The sequence below is a fragment of the Tabrizicola sp. genome (genome assembly GCF_016792905.1).
Taxonomy (GTDB): domain Bacteria; phylum Pseudomonadota; class Alphaproteobacteria; order Rhodobacterales; family Rhodobacteraceae; genus Tabrizicola.
Genome location: NZ_JAEULP010000088.1, coordinates 27,667 through 49,848, shown reverse-complemented (window position 1 = coordinate 49,848; position 22,182 = coordinate 27,667). Strand labels below are relative to the sequence as shown.

The following is a 22,182-nucleotide window of genomic DNA, read 5'->3' as shown; positions in this document are numbered from 1 at the left end:
GATGAAACCCATCGTGATCCTCGGCATCTTCAACGCCGATACCACCTACCGCGCCGACCGGCTGCCGAAGATCGGCGAGACGATCCTGGGCCAGCATTTCGCGCTGGGGCCGGGTGGAAAGGGCTCGAACCAGGCCGTGGCGGCAGCCAGGGCCGGCGGGCGGACGCATTTCATCACCCGGCTTGGCGCTGACGATTTTGCCAAGGTCGCGCGGGCAACCTGGAAGACGGCCGAAGTCATCCCCGAAGTGACCGAGGACGCTGGCAGCCATACCGGGGCGGCCTTCATCTTCCTGGAAGCGGCCACCGGCAACAATGCGATCATCGTGGCCCCCGGAGCCGGGGCGCGGATTTCGCCCTCCGACCTGGATGCGAAGGCGGACCTGATCCGCAGCGCGGCGGTCTTCGTGACCCAGCTGGAACAGCCGATCCCCGCCGCCCGCCGGGGGCTTGAGATCGCCAGGGCCGCCGGTGTCACGACGATCCTGAACCCCGCCCCGGCGGCGGCGCTGGATGACGCGATGCTGGATTTGTGCGACTTCATCACCCCGAACGAGACCGAGGCCGAAACGCTGACCGGCCTGCCGGTGACGACACTTGCCGAGGCGGAGAAGGCCGCGGACGCGCTGATGGCGCGGGGGGTGGGGGCGGTGATCGTCACCCTTGGCAGCAATGGCGCGCTCTACCGCGACCGCAAGCGGTCGGTGCATGTGCCGGTGATCAGCGTAGGGCCCGTGGTGGAAACCACGGGTGCGGGCGACGCCTTCAACGGTGGCCTTGCGGTGGCGCTGTCCGAGGGCCGCGACGTGATCGACGCGGTGCGTTTCGGCGCGGCCACGGCGGGGATTTCTGTGACGCGGGCCGGGGCGGCGGCGGCGATGCCCGCGCGTGCGGAGATCGACGCCCTGCTGGCGCGCGGCTAGGCTGTCATGCCCCTGTTACAAATCCTTTGCATATGCGTCACCATCCCGTCCTAGACGGGCGTCAGGACTGACGTGGAGCGGGCGATGGACGACATGCGGACGACAGCACCGGGGCTTCAGGCCGCGACCCTCAAGATTGCGGCGCGCGGGGTCCAGGTGCATTACGGCGCGACCCATGCGCTGAAGGACGTGAACGTCGACATCCTGGACCGGGCAGTGACGGCGTTCATCGGTCCCTCGGGCTGCGGCAAGTCGACATTCCTGCGCTGTCTGAACCGGATGAACGATACTGTCGCCTCGGCCCGGGTCTCGGGCCAGATCCTCCTCGACGGGGAAGATATCTACGACCCCCGTGTCGACCCGGTGCAACTGCGCGCACGCGTCGGCATGGTGTTCCAGAAGCCCAACCCGTTCCCGAAGTCGATCTACGACAACGTGGCCTATGGGCCGAAAATTCACGGGCTTGCCCGCGGCCGGGCCGATCTGGACGCGATCGTCGAGGCGAGCCTGCGCAAGGCCGCGCTCTGGACCGAGGTCAAGGACCGGCTGGATGCGCCCGGCACCGGGCTGTCGGGCGGCCAGCAGCAGCGGCTTTGCATCGCCCGGGCCATCGCCACCGGACCCGAAGTCCTGTTGATGGATGAACCCTGTTCCGCGCTCGATCCCATCGCAACGGCGCAGGTCGAGGAACTGATCGACGAATTGCGCGCCGGGTTCTCTGTTGTGATCGTGACCCATTCGATGCAGCAGGCCGCGCGGGTTAGCCAGAAGACGGCGTTCTTCCACCTTGGCAGCCTGGTCGAATACGGCGACACCGCGAATGTCTTCACCAACCCGGTGGACCCCCGGACGGAAGCCTATATCACCGGTCGGATCGGGTAAGGAGGGGATCATGAATACCGCGCATATCGTTTCCTCCTTCGACCGCGACCTCGAAACCGCCCAGGCTTTGGTCATGCGGATGGGGGGGCTGGTGGAAGTTGCCTTGCTGGACGCAGCCGAGGCGCTGGACACCCGCGACGAAGATCTTGCCGCGCGGGTGCGGGCCGGGGACGCAGCTATCGACGCGCTGGAGGACCAGATCAACACCCAATGCGCGCTTCTTCTGGCGCTGCGCGGCCCGACGGCGGGCGACCTGCGGACGGTGCTGACGGTGATGAAAATTGCTGCCGCGCTGGAGCGGGCCGGAGACTACGCGAAGAACCTGGCGAAACGCACGGCGATCCTGTCGCGGATGACGCCGGTTGCCGGGGCCTCTGGCTCGATCCGCAGGCTGGCCAAAGCCGTGGTGCAGATGCTGACCGACGCGCTGGACGCCTATATCCGCCGCGACGTGAAGCTGGCGGAGGACGTGCGCGCCCGCGATCGTGAAATCGATCAGATGTACAACTCGATCTTCCGCGAGTTCCTGACCCACATGATGGAGGACCCGCGCAATATCGGGCCCTGCATGCATCTGCATTTCATTGCCAAGAACATCGAGCGGGTCGGGGACCATGCGACCTCGGTCGCCGAGCAGGTGATCTATCTGGTGACGGGGGCGTTGCCGGGTGACGAGCGACCCAAGGTTGACAGCACCGGGACGGGAACCTGAGCATGGGCAAGGGCGGACAACCAAGGGTTCTGCTGGTCGAGGACGAACCGGCGCAGCGGACGGTGCTGGCCTACAACCTGGAGGCCGAGGGCTTTGCCGTGACCCAGGCCGACAATGGCGAGGATGCCTTGGTGCTGGTCGACGAGGAGGAGCCCGACATCATCATCCTGGACTGGATGATGCCGAAGGTTTCCGGCATCGAGGTCTGCCGTCGGCTGAAGATGCGACCCGAGACGCGGGGGATCCCGATCATCATGCTCTCGGCCCGGGCCGAGGAGGTGGACCGCATCCGGGGTCTGGAAACCGGGGCGGACGACTACGTCGTGAAACCCTATTCGGTGCTGGAACTCATGGCGCGGGCGCGGGCGCAGCTGCGGCGGGTCCGGCCTTCGACCGCCGGAGTGGTGCTGGAGCATGACGATATCCGGCTCGACCCGGAGAGCCACCGGGTCTACCGGGCGGAGAAGGTCTTGAAGCTGGGGCCGACCGAGTTCAAGCTTCTGGTCACGCTGATGGAGCGGCCGGGGCGGGTGTTTTCCCGCGAACAGCTGTTGGACCTGGTCTGGGGGCGGGATATCTATGTCGACACCCGGACGGTGGACGTGCATGTCGGGCGCCTGCGGAAGAGCCTGATGCTGCATGGCGGGGCCGATCCGGTGCGGACCGTGCGCGGTGCGGGCTACGCGCTGGGCTGAGTGTCCACGGTGGACATTTTCTGTTTTCCATGCGAAATCAGCTGCTTGCCTTTGGCCGGTAACGGTTTCCTAACCGGCTGACGGCCGCGCGGGTCGGGGCGGTTTTCGAATTGAGCGCTGACGCGCGAAGACCTTTTGTCTCGTCGTCGGGCTTCGCCTCCTCCTCGGGCTGGTTTGCTGTCGGTGAGCCTTGGCCCTCGGACGACCGTCGGAGCCTCCGGCCGGGATATTTGCACCAGTATGAATGACCGGGAGGAGCTGGCGGGAGATCGCTGCCTCCAGCGGGGGTATCGGGGCAAAGACGAACGACTGGCGGGTCAGAGGGTCGGGAGCAGGCGGTCGAGGGTGGTGAGGACCTGATCCACGTTCGCCAGGCTGAAGGGCAGGGGCGGGCGGATCTTCAGGCTGTCGCCGTTGGCGCCGGTGGAGCTGATCAGGATGCGGTTGTCGCGGAGCGCGTTGACGAGGCGCGCGGCGCGGACGGGGTCGGGCTTGCCGTCGGTCAGGATGGTCTGGCCGATGAAAAGGCCCGCCGCGCGGGTGTCGCCGAGAGCCTCGTGGCGCTGGGCGAGGCTGCGCAGGCCACGGGCGAAGGCTGCGCCGACGATGGCGGCATTTTCCTGCAAGGCTTCGTCGCGGATCACGTCAAGTACGGCCAGCCCCACGGCGGCGGCGACGGCATTGCCGCCGAAGGTGTTGAAATAGCGCGCCTTGGCGCCGAAATCGGCGATGACCCGGGGTTGCAGGGCAAGGCCCGCGAGGGGGTAGCCGTTGCCCATCGGCTTGCCCATCGAGACCATGTCTGGGATCAGGCCGTGCCGCTCGAAGCCCCAGAACCGGCTGCCGGTGCGGCCGAAGCCGGGCTGGACCTCGTCGGCGAGGAAGAGGCCTCCGGCCTTGCGGATCGCGGCGGCGGCGGGGGCAAGGAAGCCCTCGGGGTCGGGGAAGACGCCGTCGGAGGAGAAGATCGTGTCGACGATCAGGAGCGCGGGCTTGATCCCCTGTGCGGCCATGCGGTCGCAAGCCTTGGTGACAGCCTGGGCGAAACCGGCGGCGATGCCCTGCGGGTAGTTTGCGGCGGAGGGGGCGGGAATCGGGAAGACCGTGGGACCGGGGGCGACGGCGGGGCCGAACGACATCGTCATCTCGGCAGTGGCCAGCGTGACGCCGTGATAGGCGTTGTCGGTGACGATGATCCCGGTGCCGCCAGTGGCGGCGCGGGCGATGCGGAGGGCGAGGTCGTTCGCCTCGGAGCCGGTGCAGGTGAACATCACATGGGGAAGCTCGGCCGGGAAGAGGGCGAGGAGACGCTCGGCATAGGTCAGGATCGTCTCGTGCAGGTAGCGGGTGTGGGTGGCGAGCGTCGCGGCCTGTGTGGCCATGGCCTGGACGACGCGGGGATGGCAATGGCCGACGGACGCCACGTTGTTGTAGCAGTCGAGATAGGCGCTGCCCTGGGCGTCGTAGAGATGGACGCCTTCGCCCCTGACCAGGTGCACGGGGGTATCGTAGAAGAGACGATAGGCCGGGCCGAGGGCCGCGGCGCGGCGGTCGGCGAGGCTGCGGTCCCCGGGCGAGAGCTGCCCGGCGCCGGGGGTGTAGGCGTTCAGCATGGCGGTCTGGCGGGTCATGGGCTTGGCCTTTCGCAGGCTTGGAGGAGAGCATCGGTCAGGGCGGCCGGGTCGGTCAGCGCGTCGAGGCCCGCGCGGGAGGTGGGGGCGTTGCGCAGGATGTAGGCCGCGTTCTGCGGGTAGCGGGCGGCGCGCCAGGCGGTGATCGTGAGGGTGGTTGCGAGGCGGGCGGTGATCAGGTCGGGGAGGAGCGCGATTTCCGGCGCGGTCAGGGGGTTGGCCCGATGGTAGGCGCGGGTGAGGGGGATCAGGAGGGACATCGGATCGGCGGGCTCGATCAGGTAGGAGGCCGCGACGGCGAGGTCGCAGATGCGGTGCGACAGCGTCATGTCGCCGAAGTCGAGGAGTCCGGTCAGTCGGGTGGGGTCGGCAGGGTCGGCGAGGAGGTTGTGGGGGTTGAAATCGCCGTGGATCACCTGACGCGGCAGGGCTGCGAGGGCGGGGGCAGTATGGGCGGCAAACCGGGCGAGGACCGTGTCGATGCGGGGGCGCAGGTCGTCGGGCAGCGCGGGAAGGAGGGGGGCGAGGTCGAGAGAGTTGCGGATGTCCCAGAGCAGGTGGTGATCGGCGGCGGGGTGGTGGAAGCTGGCGAGGGTCGCGTCGAGGCGGCCGAGCGCGGTGCCGATCGCGGCGGCGAGCGGCTTAGAGCGGGGCAGGTGGGCCAGCGGTGTGCCGGGAAGCCAGGTGAGGAGGCGCAGGGCGCCATCCGGAGTGGGGATGACCGGGCGCCCGTCCTGGGCGGGTATGACGCGGGGAATGGGCAGATCCGGGGCCCGGGCCGCGGCGTGGAGCAGGGCGAGGGTCTGGAATTCGGTGAGGGCGGCGGGCTCGGCCGGGTTGGCGAGTTTCAGGGTGAACTGGCCGGTTGCGGTGTCGAGCCGGTGATTCTGGTCACGCTCGGAGGTGAGGGGGTGGAGCGTCCCCGAGACGCCCCAATGCGCATCGGCAAGGGTGGCGAGGGCCGCGGCCGCGAGCATTGGCGGGGGCAGGGACAGCAGCGATCCGGCGGGGTCTTGGGTCATGTCATGGGCGTCCGGTGCGGAGGATAGCGTCTGGCGCGGGCAGGGCCAGTGGAATGTGGGCTTGACATGGTTGACTATTTTAGTAGGGATATATCCCAGAAACCCAGCCAGCCCCGTTCGGGCACGCCCGGTGTCCTTCAAACAGGTGGAGTTCACCATGCCCGACCGTGATGCGGCCCCGCGTGCCGATTTTTTGGACCTGTTGCTGAGCGCCATGTCCGGGGTGTTCCCGGGGCAGGTGCTGGAAGCCCTGATCGCCCGGCTGGAGGTCAGCAAATGAACGCCCATGTCGAACCCTGGCTGACGGCGGATGCGACGCCGGTCCACGATGCCCGCGCGCTGACCGAAGGCGGTAGCCTGGCGCGGATCATGCTGGACGGGCAGGTCTATGCCTTGCGGATCACGCGGGCGGGCAAGCTGATCCTGACGAAGTAGGGGTCGGGGCGGACCAAGATCCTTCGAGGGATATTGCAAATCTTTTCGAAAGGATTTGCCTGGGCCTTCAGCCGCCGGTGTGGCTCATGTGGCGGGTGATCTGGCCCGCGACCTTCTGGCGGCTGTAGTCGAAGTCATGGCCCTTGGGTTTCCGCGCGATGGCGGCGCGGATCGCCTGTTCGACGATCGTGTCGTCGGGGCTGGCGCGCAGGGGCGCGCGGAGGTCGGCCATGTCTTCCTGGCCGAGGCACATGTAAAGCTCGCCGGTGCAGGTCAGCCGCACGCGGTTGCAGCTTTCGCAGAAATTGTGGGTGAGGGGCGTGATGAAGCCGAGCTTCTGCCCGGTTTCGTTGACCCGGACATAGCGGGCGGGTCCGCCGGTGCGCTCGGCGAGGTCGGTGAGGGTCAGCCGTTCGGCCAGACGGGCGCGGAGGTCCTTCAGCGGCCAGTACTGGTCAAGCCGGGTGGCGGTCATGTCCTCGCCCATGGGCATGACCTCGATGAAGGTGAGGTCGTGGCCTTCGGTCGCGCACCAGTCGAGGAGGGGAAAAAGCTCGTCCTCGTTGACGCCTTTCAGGGCGACGGCGTTGATCTTGACACGGAGGCCTGCGGATTTGGCGGCCTCGATCCCGTCGAGGACCTGGGGGAGGCGGCCCCAGCGGGTGATCTGGGCGAATTTGGCGGGGTTCAGGGTGTCGAGGCTGACATTGACCCGGCGGACGCCGAGGTCGGCAAGGGGTTGGGCGAATTTCGCAAGCTGGCTGCCGTTGGTGGTAAGCGTCAGTTCCTGCAGCGCGCCGGTGGCGAGGTGGCGGGACATGGCTTCGAAGAAGGTGAGGATGCCCTTGCGGACAAGGGGTTCGCCGCCGGTGATGCGGAGTTTCTGGACGCCCATGCGGATGAAGGCGGTGCAGAGACGGTCGAGTTCTTCGAGGCTGAGGAGGTCGGCCTTGGGCAGGAAGGTCATGTGTTCCGACATGCAGTAGGTGCAGCGGAAGTCGCAGCGGTCGGTGACCGAGACGCGCAGGTAGCTGATGGCGCGGGCGAAGGGATCGACAAGCGGGGTCATGGGGGGAAGGTAGGCCTGTGCGAGGGGCCGCACAAGTGCGCGAGCGACGATTGCGGGGCCGGAGGCGGCAGGATAGGCTTCCGGCCATGAAACAGATCGTATCCATTTCCCTGTTCGCCCTCGCCCTGTCGGGCTGTGCCCTGTTCCAGAAGGACGGGGGGCCGAGCGGCGTGACCGGCCCTGCCGAGCCGCAGCCGGCCACCGAGTTCGCCCCGGCGGTTGCGACGACGGCGCTGGGCGCGCGGGCGGTGAGCGCGGAGGTGCTGGACAAGACCACGGCCGAGGAAAAGGCGGCGGCACTGGCGGCCCCGGCGGCGGGGGGCGAACGGGCCTTGGGCAAGGTCGTCGTGGCGCTGGGGGCTCCGGCGGAGCAGGGGATCTGGCTGTCGTCCGCGCTGGTCAAGGACAAGGCGCAGGGGCGAATCGTGACGGCGGCGGGCAAGAGCCTGGCGGTGGAGTTGCGGCCGGGGACGGGCGGGGCGCTTCTGTCGCTGGCGGCCTTCCAGGCGCTGGGGATTTCACTGACCGAGTTGCCGGAGGTGACGGTCTACGGGCCGTAGTCCCCGGGTGAGGGCGGGGTACTGAAAGGAGCGCCTTGCGGCGCGAGCCTTTTTTCTCGTCGTCAGGCTGCGCCTCCTCCTCGGGTTGACGCCTCCGGCGGGGATATTTTTCCAGTATGAAAGTGCAGGGCGCGGGGGGGTGGGCTGCCTCCGGCGGGGATATTTCTGGCAAAGATGAAAGGCGGGCGGGCTCAGGCGGCTTGGGTTTGCAGCTGGTCCGCGACTGTGCCGGTGACGGTCCAGTCGGACGCGAGGAGGAGGAGGTCGGCGAGGTCGCGGTGTTCGGGTGTTGCGAGGTCGGGGCGGTCGAGGAGGCGGGCGGGAGCGGCGGTGGCCATGTCGAGGGCGGTCTCGGGCGGGGTGCCGACCTGCGCGATCAGGCGGCGGAGGCCTTCGGCCATGGTGACATGCGCGCCCGCGAGCGAGCCCTCGGCGTTGACGAGGCGGCCGTCCTTCAGCCAGATGTCCTGCCCATAGAGGCGGAAATGGTCGGAGCCGCCGACGGTACACATGGCGTCGGAGACGAGGACCATCCGGCCCGGCATCGGCCTTGCGCGGATGGCGAGGCCGACCATCTCGTCGGCGACGTGGATGCCGTCGCAGATGATGCCCGCAAAGGCGGTGGAGTTGATGCAGGCGCCGGTCACGCCGGGGGCACGATTCAGCATCGGCGACATGGCGTTGAAGAGATGGGTGAAGCAGGTGGCGCCCGCGTCGAGAAGCACGCGGGTTTCATCTGCCGTAGCATCGGAGTGGCCGATGGAGACCACGGCGCCGGTGGCTGCGATCTGGCGGACCTGTTCGGGGGTCACGCTTTCGGGGGCGACGGTGATCTTGACGAAGATGCCGGCAGCGCGGAGGCGCTGGATATGGGCGAGCGTTGCCGCTTCGAAGGGGCGGATCCATTCCGGGGCATGGGTGCCGCGACGGGGGATCGACAGGTGCGGGCCTTCGATGTGGAGACCGAGGAGGCTGCGATCTGCGGGTGTCTCGGCCTGGGCGGCCAGCACGGCGCCTACAGCGCGGGCCAGGACGTCGGGCGCGTCGGTGATGACGGTGGGCAGGATGCCGATGGTGCCGAAGCGGCGGTGCGCGGCCGCCATGCGGTGCAGGGCCTCGGGGGTCTGGTCGTTGTTCAGGAGCGCGTCGCCGCCGCCGTTCACCTGCAGGTCGAGAAAGCCCGGCGTGAGCGTGCCGGGGATGCGGCGGATCGGGGCGGAGGCGGGGAGGCTTGCGGTTTCGGCGAGGGTGAGGCTGCGAGCGCCCGCGATGCCGAGCGCCGTGCCGGACCTGAGCCGGGTGCCGTCCCAGATCGCGTCGGGGAGGAGCCAGAGGTCGGGGGAGGCGCTCATGACCGGGGTCCAGCGTTGAAGAAATAGGGGCGAAGGGCAGTCTGCACCCGAACGAGGGCCAGGGCGCGCGGCAGGGGATGGCGGCTTTTGCGGGCGATGGCAATCTCGGATGCAGCGAAATGCGCAAGGAGGGCAGGGTCGGGCAACAGCTTGCCGTCGAGATCGGCCAACAGCCGGGCGACGGCGGCCTGCGCCTGCGGGTCGGGCCAGGAGTAGCGGATGCGGTCGGCGAGGCCGAAGTGCCGCTCGGTGCGCAGGTCCGCGCTGGTGCCGTGGTAGTGACCCTGCCAATAGCCGGGCTGTGCCAGCATCACCTGTTCCATCGTGTCGCAAAGCGAGCGGCCGCTGGCCCAGCCGTTCTGCGCGCGGAGCGTATCGAGGGCATAGAGCGCCTCGCGCCAGGCGAAGGTGAGGGCGGGGCCGACCTTCTGGAAGGCGAAGCCGAGTTGCGCGAGACGGGGGTAGGCCCCGGGGCACTGGTAGTCGGTGGAATGGGCCTCAAGGCAGACGGTCGGCCAGTCTGACAGGGCCGCCAGCAGGCCGGGGTCGCGGGCGAGGGGGAGGTGGTGGACCTCCATCGGCGAAAACTCGACGCCGGGCTGCACGACGAGGCCGCCGATCTGGTCGAGGGGCAGGTTCAGGGCGGTGAAGGCCTCGCGGTGGGCGGCGAGGGTAGCCTTCGCGCTTTCAGGGGTCGTGGGCGGGATATCGCCATGGTCATCCGTGCGGGCGCCGCCGGGGGGCGGGACTTCGGTGCCGATGACGAAGAGGAGGGTGCGGGGGTCGGGGGCGTGTTGCAGGGCGGTGGCGGCAAGGGCGGCGGAGCGGGTGGCGGTGATGGCGTCGGGAAGCTGGGCGGGTTCGCCCAGGCAGCCTTCGGAGCAGTCGAGGTGGATCTTGGTGAAGCCTGCGGCGGCGTAGTCGGCGACCATGCGGTGCGCCTTGTCCATCGCCTGATCCGCGGGGAGTTTGCGCCAGGCCTGCGGCCCGAGGTGGTCGCCGCCGAAGAGGATGCGGGCGGGGTCGACCCTGGCGCAGGTGGCGATGTCCCCGACGAAGGCGATGAAGGCGGCGGGGGTCAGGCCGGTGTAGCCGCCGTCCTGGTTGACCTGGTTCGAGGTGGCCTCGATGACGACGGGCTGGTCGAGGGTTTCGGCGAGGGTGAGCGAGGCCTCCAGCACGTCGGGGTGGGCGGTGCAAACCGAGGGGATGGCGATGGCTTCGCCGGCGCGGTTCCGGGCGATGATCTGGCGGAGGTCAGTCATGGGCGGCCTCGCGGTGGGCATGGAGGGCGGCACCCCGGGCTCCGCTGGCGTCACCCCCTTCGGCGAGGCGGATCGCGGGGATCGGGAAGCCCTTGAGCGTGGCTTCGGTCAGGCGGCGGGTCAGGTCTTCGGTCAGGCCGGGGGTGCGGGAGAGGCCGCCGCCGATGACGATGACCTGCGGGTCGAGGGTGAAGGACAGCGTGATCAGGAACTCGGTCGCGAGGTCGAGCCAGATGTCCCAGGCCTTGGCGAAGGCGAGGGTGGTGGCGCGACCTTCGACGATGGCTTCGGGGCTGTGGGTCTGGCCGGTCAGGTGGGCGGCGATGCGGGCGAGGCCGGGGGCGGAGAGGTAGGTTTCCGTGCAACCCTGCCTGCCGCAGCCGCAGGTCAGGATGGGAAGGCCGTGGGCAACGATGGGGGCGGCGGCGAGGGGGAAGTGGCCGAACTCGCCCCCGGTGGCGGCGGGAGAGGGGAGGAGCTTGCCGCCGGTGACGACGCCCCCGGCGACCCCGGTGCCGAGGATGAGGCCGACGGCGGGGTCGGCGCCCTTGGCGGCGCCGAGGGCGGCCTCGGAAAGGGTGAGGGCGCGGCAGTCGTTGATCCAGGCGATCTTGCGGCCTGCGGCGGCGGCGATGTCGGCGGGGAAGGGCTTGCCGGTGGCGGGGAGGTTGGAGGTGAGGGCAAGGCCGGTCGCGGGGTTCACGAGACCTGCGGCGGAGATGCCGATGGGAAGGTCTGCCGCGTGGGTTTCGCACCAGCGGATCGCCTTGGCCATGGCGGTGACGAGGTCCGGGTAGGCCCTTGGTGTGGGCCAGCGCTGGCGGGCGGCAAGGGACCAGTCGGGAGCGAAGACCTGCGCTTCGATCTTGGTGCCGCCGAGGTCGATGCCGGCTGCGATCATGGCGTCACCTTGTGCAGGCGAACGCCCGAGACGACGCGGGTGAGGGTGCCCTGTCCGGCGAAGGGGTCGTCGACATCGAGGCCGAGGGCGTCGGACCACTGGACCGCCAGGACCTGGGCGAGGGCGACGTGGAGGGGGGCGGACCAGAGGTCTCCGAAGGGTTGCGGGATGTCGGGGGCGGCGACGGTGGAGTGCGGAAACTGGGTGCGGAGTTCGGCGAGGAGGTCGTCGTCATAGGCGCGGGTCAGCGGGTCGGATGACCGGAAGAGCCAGAGGTCGGTCGCTCCTTGCGTGAAGCTTTTCGGGCCGTGGCGGAAGCCGAGGGTGGAATCCCAGAGGGCGGGGATGCGGCCGGCGGAGAGTTCCATGACCTTCAGCGCGGCCTCGCGCGCGGCGAAGGCGAGGGGGCCGGAGCCGAGGAAGACGGCGCGGGCAGGAAGCCGGGTGGTTGCCGCCTCGGCGGTAAAGCGCGGGAGGAGAGCGGCGAGGGTATCGGCGAGGGTGGCGAAGCGGGCGGGGGCGTCGTTCGGCGCGAGGCCGATGTCGAAGAGGGCGGCGGCGGTCAGGAGCATGGTGGAGAAGCTGGAGGTCATCGCGAAGCCCTGGTCATGTGTGGCTTCGGGCAGGGTGATGACCTTGGCTCCGGGGCGGGTGGCCAGCGCGGAGGTGGCGTTGCAGGTGATGTTGAGGCGGGGCCAGTCGGGGGCGAGGGTGTCGAGCGCGTCGAGGAGGCCGATGCTCTCGGTCGAGTTGCCGGAGCGGCCGAAGCTGACGACGAGTTTCGGCGCGCCAGTGAGGTAGGCCTTGGGCCTCGCGACGATGTCGGTCGTCGGGACGGAGCGGAGGCGGGGGCCCGTCTTTCCGTCAAGATGCTGGCCTTCGAGGCCTGCAGCGAGGATGTCGCCGATATAGGCGGAGGTCCCGGCGCCGCAGAACCAGGCTTCGGTGGCGCCGGTTTCGGTGATCCAGTGGCGGAGGTCGGCAACGGGGAGCCTCGTGCCCCAGTCGCGCCAGATCGCGGGCTGGGAGAGTATTTCGCGGAACGTGGCGTGGCGGGTGAGGTCGGTCATGGGGTCGCTTCTGCGGTGGCGGTTCGGGCAAGGCTGGCCGCGGTTGTGCCGATGGGGGACGGGGTGCCTTTGAAATGGAGCGGCTGCGCCGCAAGCCCTTTGTCTTGCCTCTGCGCGCGAAGGGCGCGCAACCGGCTCGGATATGCCTCCGGCGGGGATATTTGGGCAAATGTGAAAGGCATGGGCGCGGCGCAGCGGGTCATCGGGTTTGCGTCACCTTGGCGAGCGTTGTTGGCTGGTCGGGGTCGTGGCCGAGGGCGAGCGCGGTTTGCAGGACGAGCGGGTAGCTGAGGCAGAGGAGGGCTGCCGCGGCGGCGGCCGGGGTGAGGCCGGTCGCGCCCGCGTCGGACGGGCGGATGCGCATGACGGTGCCGCCTGCCGTGCGGAAGCGCTGTTCAGCCGTGTCGAGGCTCGCCTGCACCTCAGGCTGTTCGGTGTCGAGGATCAGGATCAGGAGCGGGTTGGTGACGAGTTGCAGCGGCCCGTGCAGGACTTCGCTTGAGGAATAGGCCTCGGCATGGAGGGCGCAGCATTCCTTGAGTTTCAGCGCCAGTTCCTGGGCCGCGCCGAAGCCGGTGTCGCGACCGATGACATAGACATGCGAGGCGCGCAGGAGCGCGGCGAGAATGGCCCGGGTCTGGGGCAGGGTCTTGCCCGACAGCGTGGCGAGCGCCCTGGCCGAGGCGGTGGCGCGGGAGGCGTAGGCGGGGACGAGGGCGGAGAGGAGCGCCATGCCGCCTGCAATGGCGCCGATCACAGACTTGGTCGCCGGGACGGCGAGTTCGGGGCCTGCGCCGATGCGGAGGGTGGTGTCGGCGGTGGCCTCGACCGGGCTGCCGGGGGCGTTTGTCAGGGCGAGGACTTTTGCCCCTGCGGCCTTCGCGCCGCAGGCGGAGCGGACAAGGTCATCCGAGGCGCCGGATTGCGAGACGACGAGGACGGCGCTGTCGGCCAGCCGGACGCCATGGCCAACGGAGAAGATCGAGGGGGGCAGCGAGGTCATGGGCAGGCCGGTCTCGCGCATGATCTCATAGGAGAGCACGTTGGCGGCGGCATCGGAGGAGCCGCGGGCGACGGTGTAGATCGCGCGGAGGCCGGCCAGGTCCGGCAGCGTGACGGGTTGTGCGACCGAGGCCGCGAAGACCGCCGGGGCCTCGGCGATCTCGCGTGTCATGTGCTGTCCGGCGTCTTGGGGGAGGTCGATCATCTTGGGGCTCGGATCGGGTGGTGTTCTGTTTGGAAATGGAGCCGCCCACCCCCTTCCCGCGGGAGGGAGGGGAGGCACCGGAGGGTTCGGCTGTGCAGGTTGGGAAGCGTCCCGCGGCCTGCAGGGGCGGAGCCTCCGGCGGGGATATTTGGGCCAGTATGAAAGACCTTGCGCCGGAGGAGGCCTTCCGGGGCTGTGTTGATCTGGGGCGGCCAGCGGGTCATTTCCGCAACCCGTGGCTGTCAAGCTTCGCCCAGGTGTCGGTGAGGTCGACGACCTGGCCGGTCACGCGGGCCTGGTCGAGGGCGATGGCGGCGATGCCGGCCTCCATGGCGTCAAGGATCGAGACGGGAAGGCTGTCGGCTTGCCCGCGCAGGTAGGCGGTGATGTCGCGGCACATGAGCTGGTCGGCCCCGTAATGCGCGCCTTTCATCGCCGTTCCTTGCGTGTAGTCGTGGTCGGCGAGCCGACGACCGTCGCGGGCGGTGACTTTCAGGAAGCCGCGGACGAAGTCGCCTTCGGCCATGCCATGCGTGCCCATCACGCAGAAGCGGCGGTGTTCGTCCGGCACGTTGAGATTGGTGTGGAAGGCGAGGCTGGCGCCGGTTTCGTACTGAAGGATTGCGGTCTGGTAGTCGATGATGTCGCCGTCGGACAGGAAGGGATCGTCGGTCGATTCCCAGACCGATTTCTTGACGTGGAAGATCTCCGCCTCGGCGTTCGACTTCGGCGCATTGGCGAAGACGAAGGACTTGCGCCCGCCGAAGCTGGCGACGCGCTGCGGCCGCGACCCCGTGACCATGTTGTAGATGTCGAGGTCGTGGCAGCATTTTTCCAGCATGAAGCCGCCGGCAAGGCCGGTCTTCCGCCGCCAGTCGCGCATGAAGAAGGCGCCGTGATAGGGGCCGATGTGTTCGTTGGCCTCAAGGCTGGTGATGTCTCCCAGCCAGCCCTGCGACTGGGCGGCGCGGAGGTCGGTCATGTGCTGCGAGTAGCGGAGCACAAGGCCGACCATGGCGCGGTTGGTGCCGCCGTGCTGCGCGAGGAGGCGGGCGAGTTCCAGGGTTTCGTCGATCGAGACGACGACGGGCTTTTCGGTGAAGATCTGCACCCCGGCCTCCAGTCCCAGCCGGATCTGGTCAAGGTGGAAGACGTTCGGGGAGAAGACGCAGTAGAGGTCGGGTTTGGCGTCCGACAGCATTTCCTCGACGGAAGGGTATCGCGGGGTGTCCTCGCCGATCATCGCAAGATGCGTGGGCTGGGGGTCGTAGAAGCCGACGATCTCGGCTTCGGGCATTTCCTGTTTCAGCGTGGTCAAGACGTGACCGGCCCGCAGGCCGATGCCTGAGGTGACGATACGCATTCTCTCTTCCTTTCGTCAGGCGGCCAGCGCCGGGGCCTGCTGCCGCCGCATCACGCGGCCTTGGGTGTCGAAGACATGGGCGTCGGCGGGGGCGAAGGTCAGGCCGACCTCCTCGCCCTCATGGACGGTGGTGTCGCCCGGAAGCGCGGCGCAGAGCTTCAGCCCGTCGGCCATCTGGCCATAGGCGATGGCGGTGCCGCCGAGGCGTTCCAGGACCCGGAGACGCATGGCGATGCCCTGGCCGATCTGCAGGTTTTCCGGCCGGACGCCGACCTCGACCACGTCGCCCTTGCGGGCGCTGGAGGTTTCGACCGGCAGGGTCATCCGCGCACCGCCGTGAAATTCGACGGTGACGCCCTCGGCCCCGGTGCCGGTGACGGTTGCGGGCAGGAGGTTCATGTTGGGCTGGCCGATGAACGTGGCGACGAACTTGGTCGCGGGGTGGTGGTACAACTCCATCGGGGTGCCGAACTGTTCGATACGGCCCTTGTTCAGGACGACGATGCGGTGGGCCATGGTCATCGCCTCGACCTGGTCGTGGGTGACGTAGACCATGGTGGCGTCAAGGTCGCGCTGCAGGGCGGAAAGTTCCACCCGCATCTCGCCGCGCAGGGCGGCGTCGAGGTTCGACAGCGGTTCGTCGAAGAGGAAGACCTTGGGGTTGCGCACGATGGAGCGCCCGATGGCGACGCGCTGGCGCTGGCCGCCGGAAAGCTGGCCGGGTTTGAGCGAAAGCTTCTCGGTCAGTTGCAGGATCCCGGCGGCGCGGCCGACCTTCTGCTTCACTTCCGTTTCGGGCAGGCGGGCGACGCGCAGCGGGAAGGCGATGTTTTCGTAAACCGAGAGATGGGGGTAGAGCGCGTAGCTTTGGAAGACCATCGAGATCCCGCGGTCGACCGGGGCGGCAGCGGAGACGTCGGTGCCGTCGATCAGGATGTTGCCGGACGTGGCGGCTTCAAGCCCCGCGATGATGCGCAGGAGGGTGGACTTGCCGCAACCGGACGGGCCGACGAAGACCACGAATTCCTTGTCGCGGATCGCAAGGTCGATGCCGGTCAGCACCTGGGCCGCGCCGAAGCTTTTCGTGATGGACTGGAGGTCGAGCGTGGCCATGGATGCGTCCTTGAGGAGGAAGGGCGAAGGGAGGGTGGGACGTCGGGGGCGCAGGCAGGCCGCGCCCCCGGGTATCGGATCAGCGGACGGCGGCGAGTTCGACACCCGCCTGCGTCACCAGCTCGTCGACGGTGCCTTCGCCGAGCATGATGCCCTGGATCATGTTGGTGAAGACGGCTTGCAGCGCCTTGAAGTCCTCGACCATCGGTTCCGGCCCGCCGGTCGAGATGCCCGCGACGAAGACCGGCCAGTTGCCCTTCTTGTAGAAGACATCGGTCATGCCGAGCTTTTCGTAGTCGAGGATCGGCGTCAGGCCCCAGGTCATGTCGAGGTCATACTGCGCCTCGCCCGAGGTCAGGGCCTTGGCAAGCTTGGTCGCCAGTTCCTCGTTCCCGGTGCCCTTGAAGACGGCGAGCGAGTCGGTGATCAGGATCGTGCCGTTGGTGCCCGAGGGCCCGTGCGGAACCGGCGCGATCAGCTGGTTCGGCACCTTTTCCTTGTGCTGGCCTTCGCCCCAGGGACCGTTCACATACATGGCGATCTGGCCGTCGTTGAACAGGTCCTTCATCTGGTCGCGTTCCCATTCCGTCGGGCCCGATTCCATGTAGGGCAGGAGGTCTGCGTAAAGCTGCAGCGTCTCGCGGGTTTCCTTGCTGTCGAGTGCCGAGGTTCCGTCGTCGTTGAAGACCTTGCCGCCGTCCGAATAGAGGAAGTCGAGGAACATGTGCATCGTGTTGTCGAAGTCCTTGCCGGCGATGCCGATGCCCGCGGCGTCGGTGTTGTCGGTCACGGTCTTCGCCAGGGCGATCATCTCTTCCCAGGTGGCGGGGGCCTTGCATTCGGCCCCGGCGGCCTCGACCACGGTGCAGTTGATGTACAAGGCCTTGGTCGAGAAGGCATGCGGGATGGCCCAGTACTTGCCACCGCTGCTCACGGTCTTCAGGACGCCCGGCTGGAACATGGCTTCTTCTTCCGGGGTGAAGGTCACGGGAACGATCAGGTCGTTCTTCGCCAGCTGACGCAGCGTGCGCGAGCCCATGTAGGCCACGTCCGGCGGATCACCGGCAGCGGCAAGCTGCATCGACTTGTCCTGGCAGGTGCCCCATTCCACCGCTTCCATCTTCACGGTGACGCCGGGATTGTCGGCCTGGAACTTGTCGATCACCTTCTGGTCGGCGGGACGCACCTCGCCGCCGCACATGATGAACTGCAATTCCTGGGCCTGGGCCGACAGCGCCGTTCCGGCCAGAAGGCCCGCAGCGACGGTCAGGGTCTGAAGTCTGGTCATTCTTAGTCTCCCTTGTTGGTGGTCTTGGTTGGTCATTCTTTCACGGCACCGGCGGTCAGACCGGCGACGAGGAATTTCTGCAGGAACAGGAACACGATCATGACCGGGGTGATCCCGGTCAGGGCGGCGGCCATCAACTCGTTCCAGGTGGTGTCCTGGTAGCCGACGAATTCGAACAGGCCCGCCGGCAGCGGCTGGATTTCGCGGACGTTGTTGAAGGTGATGGCGAACAGGAACTGCTGGGCATAGGCGCCGATGTAGACGGCGGTGCCGACGACGATCAGCCCGGGCACGGCCAGCGGGATCACCACGCGGCGGAGCGTATAAAGCCGCGAGGCGCCGTCGACGAAGGCCGCTTCTTCCAGCTCGCGCGGGATCTTTTCCAGGTATGACCGCAGGAGCCAGATGCCGGTCGGGATCAGGAAGGCGACGCCGGGGATGATCATCGCCCAGTAGGTGTTCAGCATCGAAAGCGTGCGCAGGACGCGGTAGAGCGGGATGAGGAGGACCGCCCCGGTGAACATGTTCACCGCGAGGAACCCGCCAAGCGAGAGCGCCTTGAACGGGAAGTCGAGCCGGGCATAGGCGTAGGCGGCAGGGATCACGACGATCATGGTGATCACCGTCACAGCCGAGGCCACGAAGATCGAGTTGAAGATGTAGCGCCCGAGAAGCGGCACGGTCTTCCACATGTCGCGGTAGGCCTGCAGGCTGAAATCCTCGGACCACCAGGAGAATTCGGCGGTCATCAGGTGGCTCATGGGCCGGAGCGAAACGCGGATCATCTCGATGAAAGGCATCAGGATGAAGAGAAGAAACAGAAAGGTGGCGGCATAGACGCCGATCTTCTGGAGGAACGAAAGCCTGTCGATCTGCATGATTTCGCCCTTGTCTTACTTGGCGCCGTAGTGGCGGTTCACGCGGTTCAGGAACCACAGGTAGAAGAGCGAGAAGGTGGCCAGCAGCACCACGATCACCACCGCCCGCGCCGCGCCCTCGCCGAAGCGCTGGGCCGAGATGGCGACCTTGTAGGTGTCGATGATCAGCGTTGTCGTCGCCCCGCGCGGGCCTCCCTCGGTGAGTATCCAGATGATCTCGAAGCTGTTGAAGGTCCAGATCGCGGACAGCAGCGCCATGGAAACGATCACTGGCATGATCTGGGGAATGGTGATCCGGCGGAAACGATACCAGCGGCTTGCGCCATCGACCCAGGCGGCCTCATACAGGTCTTTGCTGACGCCCTGCATGGCGGCCAGGAAGAACAGCGTGACCATCGGGGTGCCGACCCAGACATCGGTGACGATGGCGGAATAGAAGGCCGAGGTCTTGGTGGCCAGAAGCGCCACGCGGTCCTGCACCAGCCCGAATTCCTGCAAGAGGCCCGAGATCAGCCCGAAATAGCCGTTGTACATCCATTTCCAGCCGATGCAGCCGATGGCGATCGGGATCACCCAGGGCGGCATGACGAGGACGCGGAACAGCGCCTTGCCGGGGATGGCGGCATTCAGGAGCGTGGCGCCGATCAGGCCGACGACCAGCTTCAGGCTGACGGCCAGCACCATCCAGTAGAAGGTGCGGCCGACGATCTGCCAGAATTTCGGGTCAGCGAAGAGCGCGGCGTAGTTCTGGGTGCCGACCCAGTTCTCGCCGCCAAGCGTGGCATCGGTGAAGGAGAGGCGGATGGTTTCCAGCAGCGGCCAGACCACGATGACGGCGATGAACATCAGGGCAGGGGCGATGAGAAGCCAGGCGAAGGCACGATCGGACAGCTCGCGACGCTGCATCCGTTCCGGCGCGGCACTCTCGGCGACAAGCGTCATGCAGTTCCCCCTGTCCAGCCTGGGCCACCCTGGCAGGGGCGGCGCGGGTCGAATCATCTTGTTGGGGCAACGATACCAAAAAACTGCGTCTTTGCTACCATCATAATACCAAGTTAGCGAAAAAGTCGAACCTGACGCGAATTTCGCTTGTTTTTGCCCCGAAAATCGGCCCTTCTGGCGCAAGGCGATGGAATTGGTTCCATTTAAACAATACCAATTCGGGGGCTTCCGATGGAAGACGATCAGGCGCTCTACCGCCCCGAAGCGTGGTTTCGCGCAGCGCGCGGACCACGGTACGAACAGCTTTACCGCCATCTTTCGGCGGCGATCGCCGCAGGGGAACTGCCGCCCGATACCCAGCTGCCGCCGGAGCGCGAACTGGCGCTGATCGCCGATGTCTCGCGCGTAACCGTGCGCAAGGCGGTCAGCCAGCTGGTCGAGGATGGCGTGCTGGAACAGCGGCGCGGCGCGGGCACCTTCGTGCGCCCGGCGCGGTCGAGGATCGAACAGTCGCTCTCGGCGCTTCTGTCCTTCACCGACTACATGCGCCAGCGCGGCAAGACCTCGTCCAGCCGCATCTTGCGCCGGGGGTTGTTCCTGCCGACACCGGACGAGACCATCGCACTGGGCCTCTCGGCCGGCGACAGGGTGGCGCGGGTGGAACGGCTGCGCTTTGCCGACGAGACGGCGCTGGCGCTGGAATGGTCGTCCTTGCCGACCGACGTGCTGCCCGACCCCGAGGTGGTCGAAACCTCGCTTTACGACGTGCTGCGGGCTTCTGGTAAGGCTCCGACGCGGGCGGTGCAGCGGATCACGGCGGTGAACCTGACGGCGGCGGATGCGAAGCTTCTCTTGTTGCCGGAAGGCGCGGCGGTCCTTCGGATCGACCGGACGGCCTATCTGCCCTCGGGCCGCCCGATCGAGTTCACCCGCGGGCTCTACCGCAGCGACATCTACGATTTCATCGCCGAATTGAGGCTGGATTCCCCATGAGCCTGACCTTTGCCGCCCGCATCGACGGGCACCGGATCCGCTGCGAAATCGGCACGGACCGCCCTTTGCCCGCGCCGGTCTTCTGCTTTTCGCTGATGGCTGCGCCTGCGGTCGTCTCTGGCGGAGTGCTGGTCCGGCGGGTGGCGGGCTATGCCGAGGTGGCGCTGCCGGACCTCGCGGCGGGTGCGGTGCATGAACTGATGCTGGAACATGCCGATCCGCGCTACCTGCCGCGCAACCGGGCCTGGCTGCCGCTTGGGGCCTATCTGCGGCTGGGACGGGACTGTCTGCCGCTGCCGCCGGGGAGCGATCTGGGGCTGCGGGAGGGCGCGGGGCCGGATGCGCCGAAGCTTGACGCGGATAGGCTTCCGCTGGTGCCGCAGCCGTCGGACTGGCGGGCGTCCGGGGGAACTCTGGGCTTTGCGGCGCTGGCCCCGCTGGCCGGGCTGGAGGGCCTGGCCGATCTGGCGGAGCGGTCGGGATTCGATCCGATCATCGCGCCGGGCGGCCTGACGCTTGCGGTCACGCAGGATGCGGCGCTGGGTGGGGAGGGATACCGGCTGACGATCGCGCCCTCCGGGCTTTCCGTGGTGGTGGGGGGGGCGACGGGGCTGCACTACGCGGGGGTTACGCTCCTCACCCTGCGGGAAACCTGTGGCGGGCAATTGCCCTGCGGCAAGATCACCGACACCCCGCGCTTCGGCTGGCGCGGGCAGCATCTTGACTGCGCGCGGCATTTCTTCGGGGTCGACTTCATCCTGCGGCTTCTGGACCTGATGGCGCTGTTGAAGCTGAACCGCTTCCACTGGCATCTCAGCGATGACGAGGCGTTCCGGCTGGAGGTGGAAAGCCAGCCGCGCCTCTGGCAGCGCACCGCCTTCCGGGGCGAAGGGGAACTGGTGCCGGGCGTCTTCGGTGGCGGTATCCGGGCCGGGGGCAGCTACTCGAAGGCCGAGGTGGCGCGGGTGCTGGCGCGGGCGAAGGCGCTGAAGATCGAGGTGCTGCCGGAGATCGAAGTGCCCGCCCACAGCCACGGCACGGTCAAGGCGCTGCCCGGCCTGCGCGACCCCGGCGACAACGGCGAGGAGGCCTCGGTCCAGGGCTATATCGACAATATCGTCAACCCGGCGATGCCAGCGACATGGGAAGTGTTGCAGCCCTTGACCGAAGAAGTGGCGGCGCTGTTCCCCTTCGGCATGATCCACCTTGGTGCCGACGAGGCACCGCACGGGGCCTGGGACGGCTCTCCCGCCGTGGCGGCACTGAAGGCGCACGAGGGGCTCGTGACATCGGACGACATGCAGGGCTGGATGCTGGCGAAACTGGCCTCGGGGCTGGTGGCCAAGGGCTGGCGCGTGGCGGCCTGGGAAGAGGCGGCGAAGGGGGTGCAGGGCGGCATCGGCAACGGGGCGCTTCTGTTCTCCTGGACCGGGCAGGGTCCGGGGGTGGAGGCGGCGCGGCGCGGGCATGACGTGGTGATGTGCCCGGCGCAGAGTGCCTATTTCGACCTCGCCCACACCGATCATCCCGACGACTGGGGCGCGGCCTGGGCCGGGTTCGTGCCGCTGGAAAAGACGGTGGAGTGGGACCCGGTGCCGAAAGGGGCCGAGGACATTGCGCCGCGCATCGCCGGGGTGCAGGCCTGTTTCTGGGGCGAGTTCACCACCGAGGACTGGCAGGCCGAAGGCATGATCGCCCCGCGCATCCTCGGGATTGCGACGAAGGGCTGGGAACCGGCGGGGCGGACCGACGGCGCGGCGATCCGGGCGCTGGCGGGGGCTTACGGGCCCCTGTTCGACCGGATCGGGTGGCGGCGGTATCGCGGGGCTTGAGGCGGTTGCTCGTCGGCAACTCCGGGCCCGCGACGAGACGGCGAAGCCGC

22 protein-coding genes are annotated in these 22,182 nt (G+C 68.0%); 9 read left to right on the top strand and 13 right to left on the bottom strand.

Going from position 1 to position 22,182, the window contains the following annotated elements; genetic code table 11:
* Position 1: 1 nt before the first annotated feature.
* The 4 genes from rbsK (at position 2) to phoB (ending at position 3,211) form a co-directional block, all read left to right on the top strand.
* Complete coding sequence (rbsK, locus tag JNL31_RS18065; RefSeq protein WP_294976378.1) at positions 2–922, top strand: ribokinase; 921 nt, start codon at positions 2–4, stop codon at positions 920–922.
* A gap of 84 nt (positions 923–1,006) precedes the next feature.
* Positions 1,007–1,804, top strand: coding sequence for a phosphate ABC transporter ATP-binding protein PstB (pstB, locus tag JNL31_RS18060; RefSeq protein ID WP_294976376.1), 798 nt, complete (start codon positions 1,007–1,009; stop codon positions 1,802–1,804).
* Positions 1,805–1,814: 10 nt separating this feature from the next.
* Complete coding sequence (gene phoU / locus JNL31_RS18055) at positions 1,815–2,516, top strand: phosphate signaling complex protein PhoU (RefSeq protein WP_294976373.1); 702 nt, start codon at positions 1,815–1,817, stop codon at positions 2,514–2,516.
* A gap of 2 nt (positions 2,517–2,518) precedes the next feature.
* Positions 2,519–3,211 (top strand): phosphate regulon transcriptional regulator PhoB, encoded by a 693-nt coding sequence (gene phoB / locus JNL31_RS18050; protein WP_294976370.1) that lies wholly within the window; start codon positions 2,519–2,521, stop codon positions 3,209–3,211.
* A 317-nt stretch (positions 3,212–3,528) separates the two neighbouring features.
* Here the strand turns inward: phoB and JNL31_RS18045 are convergent, their stop codons facing one another.
* Both JNL31_RS18045 and JNL31_RS18040 read right to left on the bottom strand, forming a co-directional pair.
* On the bottom strand, positions 3,529–4,842 hold the full coding sequence (locus JNL31_RS18045; RefSeq protein WP_294976368.1) for an aminotransferase class III-fold pyridoxal phosphate-dependent enzyme: 1,314 nt from the start codon (positions 4,840–4,842) through the stop codon (positions 3,529–3,531).
* Positions 4,839–5,864, bottom strand: a complete 1,026-nt coding sequence (locus JNL31_RS18040; RefSeq protein WP_294976366.1) for a phosphotransferase — start codon at positions 5,862–5,864, stop codon at positions 4,839–4,841. The genes JNL31_RS18045 and JNL31_RS18040 overlap by 4 nt, the downstream gene beginning before the upstream one ends.
* Positions 5,865–6,021: 157 nt before the next feature.
* Here JNL31_RS18040 and JNL31_RS18035 point away from each other — a divergent pair, with 157 nt between their 5' ends.
* Together JNL31_RS18035 and JNL31_RS18030 are read left to right on the top strand one after the other, a co-directional pair.
* Positions 6,022–6,144 (top strand): hypothetical protein, encoded by a 123-nt coding sequence (locus tag JNL31_RS18035; protein ID WP_294976363.1) that lies wholly within the window; start codon positions 6,022–6,024, stop codon positions 6,142–6,144.
* Positions 6,141–6,299, top strand: a complete 159-nt coding sequence (locus JNL31_RS18030; RefSeq protein WP_294976360.1) for a hemin uptake protein HemP — start codon at positions 6,141–6,143, stop codon at positions 6,297–6,299. The genes JNL31_RS18035 and JNL31_RS18030 overlap by 4 nt, the downstream gene beginning before the upstream one ends.
* 67 nt (positions 6,300–6,366) lie before the next feature.
* Here the strand turns inward: JNL31_RS18030 and moaA are convergent, their stop codons facing one another.
* The gene (gene moaA, locus JNL31_RS18025) at positions 6,367–7,368 is read right to left on the bottom strand and encodes a GTP 3',8-cyclase MoaA (protein WP_294976357.1); all 1,002 of its coding nucleotides are present in this window, start codon (positions 7,366–7,368) and stop codon (positions 6,367–6,369) included.
* Between the two features lie 86 nt (positions 7,369–7,454).
* Here moaA and JNL31_RS18020 point away from each other — a divergent pair, with 86 nt between their 5' ends.
* Positions 7,455–7,928, top strand: a complete 474-nt coding sequence (locus tag JNL31_RS18020) for a hypothetical protein (RefSeq protein WP_294976354.1) — start codon at positions 7,455–7,457, stop codon at positions 7,926–7,928.
* 191 nt (positions 7,929–8,119) lie between these two features.
* Here JNL31_RS18020 and nagA read toward each other — a convergent pair whose 3' ends face one another.
* The 10 genes from nagA to JNL31_RS17970 all read right to left on the bottom strand — a co-directional run bounded on the left by nagA (position 8,120) and on the right by JNL31_RS17970 (position 19,307).
* Positions 8,120–9,280 (bottom strand): N-acetylglucosamine-6-phosphate deacetylase, encoded by a 1,161-nt coding sequence (gene nagA, locus JNL31_RS18015; protein WP_294976352.1) that lies wholly within the window; start codon positions 9,278–9,280, stop codon positions 8,120–8,122.
* A complete protein-coding gene (locus tag JNL31_RS18010) occupies positions 9,277–10,545 on the bottom strand; it encodes a class II D-tagatose-bisphosphate aldolase, non-catalytic subunit (protein WP_294976350.1) in 1,269 nt (422 codons plus the stop codon). The genes nagA and JNL31_RS18010 overlap by 4 nt, the downstream gene beginning before the upstream one ends.
* On the bottom strand, positions 10,538–11,446 hold the full coding sequence (locus JNL31_RS18005) for an ROK family protein (RefSeq protein ID WP_294976347.1): 909 nt from the start codon (positions 11,444–11,446) through the stop codon (positions 10,538–10,540). Before JNL31_RS18005 ends, JNL31_RS18010 begins: the two co-directional genes overlap by 8 nt.
* Complete coding sequence (locus tag JNL31_RS18000) at positions 11,443–12,516, bottom strand: SIS domain-containing protein (RefSeq protein WP_294976344.1); 1,074 nt, start codon at positions 12,514–12,516, stop codon at positions 11,443–11,445. Before JNL31_RS18000 ends, JNL31_RS18005 begins: the two co-directional genes overlap by 4 nt.
* A gap of 199 nt (positions 12,517–12,715) precedes the next feature.
* Entirely contained in the window at positions 12,716–13,723 is a 1,008-nt protein-coding gene (locus JNL31_RS17995; RefSeq protein WP_294976342.1) for an SIS domain-containing protein, read from the bottom strand.
* Between the two features lie 220 nt (positions 13,724–13,943).
* Positions 13,944–15,086, bottom strand: a complete 1,143-nt coding sequence (locus JNL31_RS17990) for a Gfo/Idh/MocA family oxidoreductase (protein ID WP_294976339.1) — start codon at positions 15,084–15,086, stop codon at positions 13,944–13,946.
* A gap of 15 nt (positions 15,087–15,101) precedes the next feature.
* Positions 15,102–16,199 carry a sn-glycerol-3-phosphate ABC transporter ATP-binding protein UgpC gene (ugpC, locus tag JNL31_RS17985; RefSeq protein WP_294976337.1) on the bottom strand — a complete coding sequence of 366 codons (1,098 nt, stop codon included), beginning with the start codon at positions 16,197–16,199 and terminating at the stop codon, positions 15,102–15,104.
* Positions 16,200–16,278: 79 nt separating this feature from the next.
* Positions 16,279–17,487, bottom strand: coding sequence for a sugar ABC transporter substrate-binding protein (locus tag JNL31_RS17980; protein WP_294976334.1), 1,209 nt, complete (start codon positions 17,485–17,487; stop codon positions 16,279–16,281).
* Between the two features lie 32 nt (positions 17,488–17,519).
* The gene (locus JNL31_RS17975; RefSeq protein ID WP_294976331.1) at positions 17,520–18,365 is read right to left on the bottom strand and encodes a carbohydrate ABC transporter permease; all 846 of its coding nucleotides are present in this window, start codon (positions 18,363–18,365) and stop codon (positions 17,520–17,522) included.
* A gap of 15 nt (positions 18,366–18,380) precedes the next feature.
* Positions 18,381–19,307, bottom strand: coding sequence for a carbohydrate ABC transporter permease (locus JNL31_RS17970; RefSeq protein ID WP_294976329.1), 927 nt, complete (start codon positions 19,305–19,307; stop codon positions 18,381–18,383).
* A gap of 231 nt (positions 19,308–19,538) precedes the next feature.
* Between JNL31_RS17970 and JNL31_RS17965 the strand changes: the two genes are divergently transcribed.
* Positions 19,539–20,300 (top strand): GntR family transcriptional regulator, encoded by a 762-nt coding sequence (locus JNL31_RS17965; protein WP_294976326.1) that lies wholly within the window; start codon positions 19,539–19,541, stop codon positions 20,298–20,300.
* On the top strand, positions 20,297–22,132 hold the full coding sequence (locus tag JNL31_RS17960; RefSeq protein ID WP_294976324.1) for a beta-N-acetylhexosaminidase: 1,836 nt from the start codon (positions 20,297–20,299) through the stop codon (positions 22,130–22,132). The genes JNL31_RS17965 and JNL31_RS17960 overlap by 4 nt, the downstream gene beginning before the upstream one ends.
* Positions 22,133–22,182 lie beyond the last annotated feature (50 nt).